The sequence below is a fragment of the Variovorax sp. genome (assembly GCF_965279555.1).
Classification (GTDB): Bacteria; Pseudomonadota; Gammaproteobacteria; order Burkholderiales; family Burkholderiaceae_C; genus Variovorax.
Window position 1 is genome coordinate 3,933,933 of sequence record NZ_OZ257247.1, and the last position, 11,216, is coordinate 3,945,148.

Below are 11,216 nucleotides of genomic sequence, written 5' to 3' on the forward strand. Positions count from 1 at the left end.
GTGGGCGCTCAGACCGAAGCCGGGGCCGTTTGCGGTGCGGGGGCCGTCAGCGCATGCGGCTCAAGGCCGATGTGCGCGTTGTTGCCGGAGCTGGTGAGCTCGACCTTGCGGTCGTGCAGCTCGGCCAGCGCGCGCTTGTATTCGTTCGGGAACACCTTCACGAACTTGGTGCGCGACACGGCCCAGTTGTCGAGCAGCTCGCGCGCGCGCTTGCTGCCGGTCCAGCGGTGGTGCTCTTCGAGCAGCTTCTTGAGCTGGGCTTCGTCGGTCTCGCCGCCGTGCCAGATCTTGCGGTGCACGCTGGCGGTCTGCTCGGCCGAGGTCAGCACCTTGTCGAGCGACACCATCGAGAGGTTGCAGCGCGAGGCGAACTGGCCGTCTTCGTCGTACACGAAGGCGACGCCGCCGCTCATGCCGGCCGCGAAGTTGCGGCCCGTCTTGCCGAGCACGGCCACCGTGCCGCCGGTCATGTATTCGCAACCGTGGTCGCCGGTGCCTTCGATGACCGCCGTGGCGCCCGACAGGCGCACAGCGAAGCGCTCGCCGGCCACGCCGCACAGGTAGGCCTCGCCGGTGGTCGCGCCGTACAGCGCGGTGTTGCCGACGATGGTGTTGCGCACCGCCTCACCGCGGAAGTCGAGGCTGGGGCGAACCACCACGCGGCCGCCCGAGAGGCCCTTGCCGGTGTAGTCGTTTGCGTCGCCGATCAGGTACAGCGTGATGCCGCGCGCCAGGAAGGCGCCGAACGACTGGCCGCCCGTGCCTTCGAGCTGGATGCGGATCGAGTCGTCGGGCAGGCCCTGCGGATGCACCTTGGTCAGCGCGCCCGAGAGCATGGCGCCCACCGAGCGGTTGACGTTGCGCGCCACCTCGATGAACTGCACCTTCTCGCCCTTGTCGATGGCGGGACGCGACTTCTCGATGAGCTTGACGTCCAGCGCCTTGTCCAGGCCGTGGTCCTGGTTCTCGACATGGAAGCGCGGCACGTCGGCCGGCACGTTCGGCAGCGCGAACAGGCGGCTGAAATCGAGGCCGGAGGCCTTCCAGTGCTCGATGCCCTTGCGCATGTCGAGCAGGTCGGCACGGCCGATCAGGTCGTCGAACTTGCGGATGCCCAACTGGGCCATGATCTGGCGCACTTCTTCCGCGACGAAGAAGAAATAGTTGACGACGTGCTCGGGCTTGCCGGAGAACTTCTTGCGCAGCACCGGGTCTTGCGTGGCCACGCCCACCGGGCAGGTGTTCAGGTGGCACTTGCGCATCATGATGCAGCCCTCGACCACCAGCGGCGCGGTGGCAAAGCCGAACTCGTCGGCGCCCAGCAGCGCGCCGATGGCGACGTCGCGGCCGGTCTTCATCTGGCCGTCGGCCTGCACGCGGATGCGGCTGCGCAGGCGGTTGAGCACCAGCGTCTGCTGCGTCTCGGCCAGGCCGATTTCCCACGGGCTGCCCGCATGCTTGATCGACGACCAGGGCGAGGCGCCCGTGCCGCCGTCATGGCCGGCGATCACGACGTGGTCGCTCTTGCACTTGGCAACGCCCGCGGCAATGGTGCCCACGCCGATCTCGCTCACCAGCTTCACGCTGATGCTGGCGTGCGGCGCGGTGTTCTTCAGGTCGTGAATGAGCTGCGCCAGGTCTTCGATCGAGTAGATGTCGTGGTGCGGCGGCGGCGAGATGAGGCCCACGCCCGGCACGGCATAGCGCTGCTTGCCGATGTATTCGGTGACCTTGCCGCCTGGCAGCTGGCCGCCCTCGCCCGGCTTGGCGCCCTGCGCCATCTTGATCTGGATCTGGTCGGCCGAATGCAGGTATTCCGCCGTGACGCCGAAGCGGCCCGACGCGACCTGCTTGATGCGCGAACGCAGCGAGTCGCCGTCGCGCAGCGGCATGTCGACCTCGACGTTGGCCGCGCCGATCACGCTCTTGAGCGTGTCGCCCTGCTTGATCGGGATGCCCTTGAGCTCGTTGCGGTAGCGCGCGGGGTCTTCGCCGCCTTCGCCGGTGTTGCTCTTGCCGCCGATGCGGTTCATGGCCACGGCCAGCACCGAGTGCGCCTCGGTGCTGATCGAGCCGAGCGACATAGCGCCGGTGGCGAAGCGCTTCACGATTTCGGACGCAGCCTCGACCTCGTCGACGGGAATGGCCTTGGCGGGATCGATCTTGAACTCGAACAGGCCGCGCAGCGTGAGGTGGCGACGGTTCTGGTCGTTGATGAGCTGGGCGTATTCCTTGTACGTGTTCCAGTTGTTGGCGCGCGTGCTGTGCTGCAGCTTGGCGATGGCGTCGGGCGTCCACATGTGCTCTTCGCCGCGCGTGCGCCAGGCGTATTCGCCGCCGGCATCGAGCATGTTGGAGAGCACCGGGTCGTCGCCGAAGGCGGCCTTGTGCATGCGGATGGCTTCCTCGGCGATCTCGAAGACGCCGATGCCTTCCACGCGGCTGGCGGTGCCGGTGAAGTACTTGTTCACCGTCTCGCTGTTCAGGCCGATGGCTTCGAACAGCTGGGCGCCGCAGTAGCTCATGTAGGTGCTGACACCCATCTTCGACATGATCTTCGACAAGCCCTTGCCGATGGCCTTGACGTAGTTGTAGACCGCCTTGTCGGCGCTGAGGTCGCCGGGCAGGTCGGCATGCATGGCCACCAGCGTTTCCATGGCGAGGTACGGGTGCACGGCTTCCGCGCCATAGCCGGCCAGCACGCCGAAGTGATGCACTTCGCGCGCCGAGCCGGTCTCGACCACCAGGCCGGCGGTGGTGCGCAGGCCTTCGCGAACCAGGTACTGGTGCACTGCCGACAGCGCCAGCACGGCGGGGATGGCCACCTGCGTCGGGCTCACGCCGCGGTCGCTGATGATCAGGATGTTGTGGCCGCCCTTGATGGCGTCCACCGCTTCGGCGCACAGCGAGGCCAGCTTGGCTTCGACGCCCTCGTCACCCCAGGCGAGCGGGTAGGTGATGTCGAGCGCGTAGCTCTTGAACTTGCCCTGCGTGTACTTGCCGATGTCGCGCAGCTTCGCCATGTCGGCGAAGTCGAGGATCGGCTGGCTCACTTCGAGCCGCATCGGCGGGTTGACCTGGTTGATGTCCAGCAGGTTGGGCTTGGGGCCGATGAAGGACACCAGCGACATCACGATGGCTTCGCGGATCGGGTCGATCGGCGGGTTGGTCACCTGCGCGAACAGCTGCTTGAAGTAGTTGTAAAGCGGCTTGTTCTTGCTGGAGAGCACGGCCAGCGGGCTGTCGTTGCCCATGGAGCCGATGCCCTCTTCGCCGGCTTGCGCCATGGGGCTCATCAGGAACTTGATGTCTTCCTGGGTGTAGCCGAAGGCCTGCTGGCGGTCGAGCAGCGCGACCTGGCTCAGCGGCGCGGAGACCGGCTCGGCCTTGACGCTGTCGAGCTTGATGCGCAGGTTCTCGATCCACTGCTTGTAGGGCTTGCTGTTGGCGAGGTTGGCCTTGACCTCCTCGTCGTCGATCATGCGGCCCTGCTCCAGGTCGATGAGGAACATCTTGCCGGGCTGCAGGCGCCACTTGCGCACGATCTTCTGCTCCGGCACGGGCAGCACGCCCGATTCGGAGGCCATGATGACCAGGTCGTCGTCGGTCACGCAGTAGCGCGAAGGACGCAGGCCGTTGCGGTCGAGCGTGGCGCCGATCTGGCGGCCGTCGGTGAACACGATGGAGGCCGGACCGTCCCAGGGCTCGAGCATGGCGGCGTGGTATTCATAGAACGCGCGGCGGCGCGGGTCCATGGTGGCGTGCTGCTCCCAGGGCTCGGGAATCATCATCATCACGGCCTGGCTGATGGGGTAGCCGGCCATCGTCAGCAGCTCGAGGCAGTTGTCGAAGGTGGCGGTGTCGGACTGTCCGGCGAAGCTGATGGGGTACAGCTTCTGCAGGTCGGCGCCCAGCACGGGCGAGGACATGACGCCTTCGCGCGCCTTCATCCAGTTGTAGTTGCCCTTGACCGTGTTGATTTCGCCGTTGTGGGCGACATAGCGGTAGGGGTGGGCCAGCGGCCACTCGGGGAAGGTGTTGGTCGAGAAGCGCTGGTGCACCAGGCCCAGGGCCGAGACGCAGCGCTTGTCCTGCAGGTCGAGGTAGTAGGTACCGACCTGGTCGGCCAGCAACAGGCCCTTGTAGACCACGGTGCGGCTGGACATGCTGGGAACGTAGTATTCCTTGCTGTGCTTGAGCTTCAGGCGCTGGATGTTGGCGCTGGCGGTCTTGCGGATCACGTAGAGCTTGCGTTCCAGCGCGTCCTGCACGATCACGTCATTGCCGCGGCCGATGAACACCTGGCGCAGCAGCGGCTCTTTTTCGCGCACGGTGGGCGACATGGGCATGTCGCGGTTGACCGGCACGTCGCGCCAGCCGAGCAGCACCTGGCCTTCGGCCTTGATGGCGCGTTCCATTTCCTGTTCGCAGGCTTCGCGCGAGGCGTGTTCCTTCGGCAGGAAGATCATGCCGACGCCGTATTCGCCGGGCGGTGGCAGCGTGACGCCCTGCTTGGCCATCTCTTCTCGGTAGAGGTGGTCGGGCAGTTGGATCAGGATGCCTGCGCCGTCGCCCATCAGCTTGTCGGCGCCCACGGCGCCGCGATGGTCGAGGTTTTCGAGGATCTTCAAGCCCTGCAGCACGATGGCATGGCTTTTCTCGCCCTTGATATGTGCAACGAAGCCGACGCCGCAGGCATCGTGCTCGTCGGCACCGGAATACAGACCGTGTTCTTGGAGATGTTGAATCTCGGCAGCCGTCGTCATGGGCGCGCTCCTTCAGTTTTCGCAGGGAGAGGGAGCATATTGCGATGCACAAAGAATGCCAAACACTTTAATAGGGGTCAGATTCGAATTAAATGTTGAGTTTTCTTGTCAGAATTTAATTAGGGACATATTAAAAAATGTAGCAAAAGCCTGAGAACTGTCGGCGGCTTGACGCCGATTCGGCTTCAGGAAGTGGTGCTTGAAGGCGGCCGGCCTGCCTTGGCCTTGACCACGCGGCGCTCAGTCGACTTCTGCAAGGTCCCCAGAAAATCGTCATCGCCTGCCGCCCAGCCACGCAGCGTGGCCTCGGTCAGCGCATCCTGATCGGCCATGCGTACGCCGGCGCGCACCAACTCGACATAGGCGGCCTCGCGCGCGAATGGCGTGTTGCCGAGTTCCCAGTACAGGGGATGCGGTGTCAGCAGCTTGTCGTGCCGCAGTCCGGCGTAGTGGCCGTGGCTGGACCAGGGAAAATCGCGCGCGTCGACCGCGATGCCGGCCCGCACCGGGTTGAGGTCGATGTAGACCATGCAGGTCAGCAGGTAGCGGTCGGTCTGGATCAACGTGGACCTGTAGCGCCCTTCCCACAGAGTGCCGCTGCGGCCGTGGCGGTCATTGAAGTAGCGCACGTAGCTGCGCCCCACCGACTGCATGAACTGCGGCAGGCCGGTGTCGCTGTCGGGCGTCGCCAGCAGGTGGAAGTGGTTGTCCATCAGCACATAGGCGTGCAGCGCGACGCGAAAGCGCACGGCGTTCTCGGCCATCAGCGCGAGCAGCTTCTCGTGATCCGCCCGGTCCACGAAGATCGGCTGGCGGTTGTTGCCACGCTGGATCACATGGTGCGGCATGCCTGCCAGGGTAAGGCGGGGAAGACGGGCCATGGGACAAGCGGACGCGAGTTGCGCGCCGGCGTTCAGCCGAGACGGAAGCGCGTGTCGCCCAGCGCGTCGAGCCCGAACTGCGACAGCAGCTCGCCCAGGCGCGTCGCCGCGCTCGCCTTGCGCTGGCCCGTGTAGCGCGCCAGGATCAGCTCGTTCTTCATGCTGTGCTCCCAGCCGACCAGCTCGGTGACCGTCACGCTGTAGCCGTTGGCCTCCAGATACAGGCAGCGCAGCACGTTGGTGAGCTGGCTGCCGATCTCGCGCGTGTGCAGCGGATGGCGCCACAGCTCGGCCAGCGGGGTGCGCGAGAGCGCCAGCGCCTTGGTCTCGCGCAGGCAGGCGGCCACTTCGGCCTGGCAACAGGGCACCAGCACCATGCAGCGTGCTTTCTTGGCGAGGCCGAAGGCGATGGCATCGTCCGTCGCGGTATCGCAGGCATGCAGCGCGGTGACGACGTCGATCTGCGCCGGCAGCTCGCTCGCCTGAGCAGATTCGGCCACTGTGAGATTCAGGAACGACATGCGGCCGAAACCCAGCCGCTGCGCCAGGGCGCGTGAGCGCTCGACCAGCTCGCTGCGCGTCTCGATGCCGTAGACATGCCCGCCCTGCCGCGCGCGGAAGAACAGGTCATAGATGATGAAGCCGAGGTAGGACTTGCCGGCACCATGGTCGGCCAGCGTGGCCCCGGCGCCCTCTTCCGGCAGTTCGCGCAGCAGCTGCTCGATGAACTGGAACAGGTGGTAGACCTGCTTGAGCTTGCGCCGCGAATCCTGGTTGAGCCGGCCCTCGCGGGTGAGGATGTGCAGCTCCTTGAGCAGCTCCACCGACTGCCCCGGCTTCAGCACTTCGGCCAGCTCGGCGTCGGCCTTGGCGAGCTTGTTCGTCTTTGCCGCCTTGGGGGCGAATTTGGTGTTCATGGCTTGGCACTCCCGGGGCCGACGTCGAGCGCCGCCCAGCCAGCCGGGCCGAGGGCTTCGAGCGTGTCGATGTTGCGCTCGAAGATCGCTTCCGCCTCCGGAAACGCATCGACAGCACGGTCCACGCTCTCCTCGCGCAGCAGGTGCAGCGTGGGATACGGCGCGCGGTTGGAGGCGTTGCCGATGTCATCGGGCTCCGTGCCGGCGAACTGGAATTGCGGATGGAAGCTCGCCAGCTGGAACACGCCGTCGAAACCTGCGCGGGCGAGCCGGCGCTCGGCACGCGCCGTGAAATCGTTGAAATCCAGGAAATCGGCCAAGGTGTTCGGTGCAATCAAAAGGGTGGTGTCGCGCATGGCGGCGTCGAGCGCCGCGAGGTCTTTGGCTTCGGCCAGCAGCGCGTCCATCAGGTCGGCTTCTTCGGCGGGTTCGTACACGGCATAGTGGATCTGCCCCTTCACGTGTACCGCCTTCGCGAAGGGGCACAGGTTCAGGCCGATCACCGCGCGTTCGAGCCAGCGCCGCATGTCGGCGCAGGCCTGGGCGGCCCCGATTGTCGCCGGGCCGCTCATGCCATCCCCGCCGCAGGGCGAATCCGCCCCAGGCGCCGCGCGATCGTCATGCCGACCAGCGAGCAGGCCAGCGTGGCGGTCCAGGTCCAGTGCCAGCCGCCGACGCGATGCGCCACCCAGGCAACCGCTGGCGGCGCCAGGAACTGGCCCAGCGAAGAGGCCTGCTGCATCAGGCCGACAGTGGTGGAAACCGTGGTCGGCCCGGGCGCGAACCGCACGCCGAGCAAAAACAGCGTCGCCGGCACCATGCCCCCGCCCAGCGAGAAGGCGCAGACCGCGACATAGCGCAACGCGGGCGGCAGGCTCAGCGCATCGGCGCCCTGCCCGGCTTGCGCAAAAGCCGCGACGCCGCCCAGCGCCATCGTGAGGAAACCCCACTGAAGCAGCCGCTCGGGCGCCACGCCGCGCTGAAGCCAACGGCCGCCGGCAATGTTGCCGACGATGTTCATGGCGGCGGCCAGCGCGGTCAGCAAGGCATTCCAGCCGGCCGGCACGCCGGCGCCGGCGTAGATGGCCGGAAGAAAGCCGATCACCGCCATCCACTGCGCCGAGTACACGGCGAAGGTCAGCGCGATCAGCCAGGGCGCGCGCGCGCCCACCGTGGCACGCAGACGGGAAGACCATGCCGTGGAAGCGCCGCCGGCCGCGACCGGGCGCAGCCGGTCCGGCGGCACCGCCTGCCAGAGCCAGAGCGCGGCCACGGCGGAAACGACCGACAGCGCCCACCACCAGTCAGGCCATCCGCCCCAGGCGATCAGGGCCGGCCCCACCAGCAGCGCAAGCGCGACGCCGAGCGGCATGTAGGCGCCCCACAGCCCCAGCGCGGCTTTGTCGGCGCCCGGGGGCGTCAAGGCGCGGATCAGCCCCGGGCCGGGCATGACGGTCAGCAGAAAGCCGACGCCTTCGACGGCCCGCAGCACAAGCAGCCACCGGACCGCATGGGAGCCTTCCACCGCGCCGCTGCCGACCCACCCGCCCAGCAGGCTGGCCACCGTCAGCACAACGAGCCCCGTCAGCATGCTGCGCCGCAGGCCGATGCTGTCGGCCGCAAGCCCGGCAATCAGCCCCAGCGTCATGCTGGCGACCTGTACCAGCGACAGCAGGAAGCCTGCCTCGACCAATCCGATGCCCAGCGAAGCCTGCAACGCAGGCACGGCGGGCGGCAGCTTGCCGAGGTGCAAGGCGCCGCTGACGCCGCCCAGCAGGACGGCGAAGGCGGCAACCGGTACGCGGGGACGCACGGCCTGGCTCACGCGATCCCCCGCCGTCCGGTGAGCCTTTCATGCTCGCGCACGGCGAAGCGGTCGGTCATGCCGGCGATGTAGTCGGCCACCGCACGGGGCCGGTCGCGGCGGTCGGCGTACGAGGCGGGCATCTCGCCGCCGCGCTCGATGTAGGCATCGAACAGCTCCCGCACCACCTGCTGCGCCTGGTCGGTGGTCTGCGTGACCTGCGGATGGCGGTACAGGTTGCGAAAGAGAAAGCGCTTGAGCTCCTCGGATTGCGCCTGCATCGTCTCGCTGAAGGCGACGAGAGGCGGGGCATGCCGCACGGCGTCGGCATCGGCCGGCGCAACGGCTTCGATTGCCGCGCGCGTCGCGTCGATCACGTCGTAGACCTGCGCGCTGAGCATGCGCCGGATGGTCTCGTAGAGCACGCGGCGGCCCTGCAGCTGGGGGTATTCGGCAAGCGCTTCCCGGCGGTAGCGCTCGAAGAGTTCCACCTCGCCAAGCTGCTCGACGCCTATGAGGCCGGAACGCACACCGTCGTCGATGTCGTGCGCGTTGTAGGCGATGGCGTCGGCCAGGTTGCACAGTTGCGCCTCCAGGCCGGGCTGCGTGCGGTCCAGGAAGCGGCGGGCCACGCCGTCGGGTTCGGCCGCCTCCAGCCGCTCGGCATTGGCGCGCGAGCAGTGCTTCAGGATGCCCTCGCGCGTCTCGAAGCTCAGGTTCAGGCCGTCGTACTGCGGATAGCGATGCTCCAGCGCATCGACAACGCGCAGGCTCTGCAGGTTGTGCTCGAAACCGCCGTGCTCGGCCATGCAATCGTTGAGCGCATCCTGGCCCGCGTGGCCGAAGGGCGTGTGCCCCAGGTCGTGGGCCAGCGCGATCGCCTCGACCAGGTCTTCGTTGAGGCGCAGGGCCCGGGCAATCGACCGCCCCAGTTGCGCAACCTCCAGGGAATGCGTGAGCCGCGTGCGGAACAGGTCGCCTTCATGGTTCAGGAAGACCTGCGTCTTGTAGACCAGCCGGCGGAAGGCCGTGGAATGCACGATGCGGTCGCGGTCGCGCTGGAAGGCGTCGCGCGTGGGCGCGGGCGGCTCCGAATGGCGCCTGCCGCGCGACTGCGCGGGCTGGCAGGCATAGGCCGCGAGGCTCATGCCTCGCAGCACTGCGCGAGCACTTCGCGCACCAGCGCATCGGGCGCGCTGCGAACCACGGCCGAGCCGGGCTCGTCGATTACCACGAAGCGGATTTCGCCGGCTTCCGATTTCTTGTCGACGCGCATGAGCTCCAGGTAGCGCTCCGCACCGAGTGCGGGGCCGACGGTCGGCAGGCCGGCGCGTTCGATCAGCCGCGTGAGGCGCTCGACGAAGGCGGCGTCGACGCCGCCGAGCCGCTGCGACAGATGGGCCGCCATGACCATGCCGCAGCCGACCGCCTCGCCATGCAGCCACTCGCCATATCCCAGGCCTGATTCGATGGCATGCCCGAAGGTGTGGCCGAAATTCAGGATGGCGCGCAGGCCGGTCTCGCGCTCGTCCTGGCCGACGACCAGCGCCTTGATCTCGCAGCTGCGCTTGACGGCATGGGCCAGCGCGCCGGGGTCGCGTGCGTTCAGGGCCTCGATGTTGGCCTCGATCCAGTCGAAGAAGGCCATGTCGTGGATCGGGCCGTATTTGATGACTTCCGCCAGCCCGGCGCTGAGCTCGCGCGGCGGCAGCGTCTGAAGCGTGGCCAGGTCGCAGACAACAAGCTGCGGCTGGTAGAAAGCGCCGATCATGTTCTTGCCGAGCGGATGGTTGATGGCCGTCTTGCCCCCGACCGAGGAGTCGACCTGCGCCAGCAGGGTGGTCGGCACCTGCACGAAAGGCACGCCGCGCATGTAGCTCGCGGCGGCGAAGCCGGTCATGTCGCCCACCACGCCGCCGCCGAGGGCGAACAGCACGGTCTTGCGGTCGCTGCCGTGGCCCAGCAGGTCGTCGAAGATCAGGTTCAGGGTCTGCAGGTTCTTGTGCACTTCGCCGTCGGGCAGCTCGAGCAGGTGCACGGCGCGGAAACGGCCGGCCAGGGCGGCCTGCAGCGCTTTCGCGTAGAGCGGCGCCACCGTGGTGTTGCTCACGATCAGGGCGGAGGCTGCGGCCGGCGCGGCGGCAAAGCTCGCGGGGTCGTCCAGCAGGCCGGCACCGATCAGGATCGGGTAGCTGCGGTCGCCAAGCTGGATGTCGACGCGTTCTGGCGGAGCGGAAAGTACGGACAGGGACATGGCAGCGAGTTTAGGCGCTGCGGCCGGCGCCGGCTCAGTCGGAGGGCTCTTCCGGGTGGGCGCCCGGCTCGACGATCCCGGCCAGCTCCAGTTGCATGACGATGATGTTCACCAGCATGGCGATGGACGGCCGGCCGGTGTCGACCACGTCGTGCGCCGTGGCCCTGTAGAACGGATCGCGTGCATCGTGCAGTTCGCGCAGCCTGCCCAGCGGGTCGGCCACTTGCAGCAAGGGGCGCTTGACGTCGTGGCGCAGGCGCCGGAACAGGTCTTCGGGAGAGGAACGCAGATAGATCACATGGAAGTGATCGCGCAGCTGGATGCGGTTGGCTTCCCGCAGCACCGCACCGCCGCCGGTGGCCAGCACGCCTTGGGCGTTGGCTGCCAGGTCGGCGATCACTGTTTGTTCGAGATCCCGGAAGGCGGCCTCCCCTTCCCGGTCGAAATAGTCACGGATCGAGCAGCCGATGCGGTGCTCGAGCACGTGGTCGGTATCGACGAATGGAAGGTCCAGCCGCATCCCCAGGCGCCGGCCCACTGCGGATTTTCCGGCGCCGGGCAAGCCGACGAGTGCGACCGCCACGCGGTGGCTGC

The 11,216-nt window shown here is 67.5% G+C and carries 8 protein-coding genes; all 8 read right to left on the minus strand.

Annotation, left to right across the window (positions count from 1 at the left end; translation table 11 throughout):
• Positions 1-8: 8 nt before the first annotated feature.
• Entirely contained in the window at positions 9-4,766 is a 4,758-nt protein-coding gene (locus tag ACQY8B_RS18645; protein ID WP_422088062.1) for a glutamate synthase-related protein, read from the minus strand.
• Positions 4,767-4,951: 185 nt separating this feature from the next.
• Positions 4,952-5,647: a transposase gene (locus tag ACQY8B_RS18650; RefSeq protein ID WP_422088063.1), complete on the minus strand. Its 696-nt coding sequence runs from the start codon at positions 5,645-5,647 to the stop codon at positions 4,952-4,954.
• A 32-nt stretch (positions 5,648-5,679) separates the two neighbouring features.
• On the minus strand, positions 5,680-6,564 hold the full coding sequence (locus tag ACQY8B_RS18655) for a class I SAM-dependent methyltransferase (RefSeq protein WP_422088064.1): 885 nt from the start codon (positions 6,562-6,564) through the stop codon (positions 5,680-5,682).
• Positions 6,561-7,136: a DUF1415 domain-containing protein gene (locus ACQY8B_RS18660; protein WP_422088065.1), complete on the minus strand. Its 576-nt coding sequence runs from the start codon at positions 7,134-7,136 to the stop codon at positions 6,561-6,563. The genes ACQY8B_RS18655 and ACQY8B_RS18660 overlap by 4 nt, the downstream gene beginning before the upstream one ends.
• Positions 7,133-8,377, minus strand: coding sequence for a CynX/NimT family MFS transporter (locus ACQY8B_RS18665; RefSeq protein WP_422088066.1), 1,245 nt, complete (start codon positions 8,375-8,377; stop codon positions 7,133-7,135). The genes ACQY8B_RS18660 and ACQY8B_RS18665 overlap by 4 nt, the downstream gene beginning before the upstream one ends.
• Before the next feature lie 8 nt (positions 8,378-8,385).
• A complete protein-coding gene (locus ACQY8B_RS18670; protein ID WP_422088067.1) occupies positions 8,386-9,516 on the minus strand; it encodes a deoxyguanosinetriphosphate triphosphohydrolase in 1,131 nt (376 codons plus the stop codon).
• Positions 9,513-10,622, minus strand: coding sequence for a 3-dehydroquinate synthase (aroB, locus tag ACQY8B_RS18675; protein ID WP_422088068.1), 1,110 nt, complete (start codon positions 10,620-10,622; stop codon positions 9,513-9,515). The genes ACQY8B_RS18670 and aroB overlap by 4 nt, the downstream gene beginning before the upstream one ends.
• 34 nt (positions 10,623-10,656) lie before the next feature.
• A complete protein-coding gene (locus ACQY8B_RS18680) occupies positions 10,657-11,205 on the minus strand; it encodes a shikimate kinase (protein ID WP_422088069.1) in 549 nt (182 codons plus the stop codon).
• Positions 11,206-11,216 lie beyond the last annotated feature (11 nt).

Excerpts from the sequence above, each read along its gene's own strand:
- ACQY8B_RS18645 (WP_422088062.1), bottom strand. The coding sequence starts at position 4,766 with ATGACGACGGCTGCCGAGATTCAACATCTCCAAGAACACGGTCTGTAT.
- ACQY8B_RS18650 (WP_422088063.1), bottom strand. The coding sequence starts at position 5,647 with ATGGCCCGTCTTCCCCGCCTTACCCTGGCAGGCATGCCGCACCATGTG.
- ACQY8B_RS18655 (WP_422088064.1), bottom strand. The coding sequence starts at position 6,564 with ATGAACACCAAATTCGCCCCCAAGGCGGCAAAGACGAACAAGCTCGCC.
- ACQY8B_RS18660 (WP_422088065.1), bottom strand. The coding sequence starts at position 7,136 with ATGAGCGGCCCGGCGACAATCGGGGCCGCCCAGGCCTGCGCCGACATG.
- ACQY8B_RS18670 (WP_422088067.1), bottom strand. The coding sequence starts at position 9,516 with ATGAGCCTCGCGGCCTATGCCTGCCAGCCCGCGCAGTCGCGCGGCAGG.
- aroB (WP_422088068.1), bottom strand. The coding sequence starts at position 10,622 with ATGTCCCTGTCCGTACTTTCCGCTCCGCCAGAACGCGTCGACATCCAG.